The 203-nt window shown below is 39.4% G+C and carries 1 pseudogene; it reads left to right on the top strand.

Annotated features, from left to right (window positions below):
* Positions 1 to 203 (top strand): annotated as a pseudogene (locus JJQ88_RS21135) (IS5/IS1182 family transposase); the annotation flags it as partial.

Here is a 203-nt window from a genome sequence, read left to right as displayed (position 1 = left end):
AAAAAGTTGGAAAAGAGACTGGAACAGAATCCAAAAAACAAACCTTTAAAGAAGGCTAAGCGTCAACTGGAAAAAGACCTTCTGCCTCGAAAACAGAAGTATGAACTTCAGAAACAGACTTTTGGAGAGAGAAACAGCTTTTCTAAGACAGATACCGATGCCACTTTTATGCGAATGAAAGAGGATCACATGATGAACGGGCA

Source organism: Bacillus sp. REN3, from assembly GCF_017912555.1.
GTDB lineage: Bacteria > Bacillota > Bacilli > Bacillales > Cytobacillaceae > Mesobacillus.
This window is presented reverse-complemented; position numbering and strand designations above follow the sequence as displayed.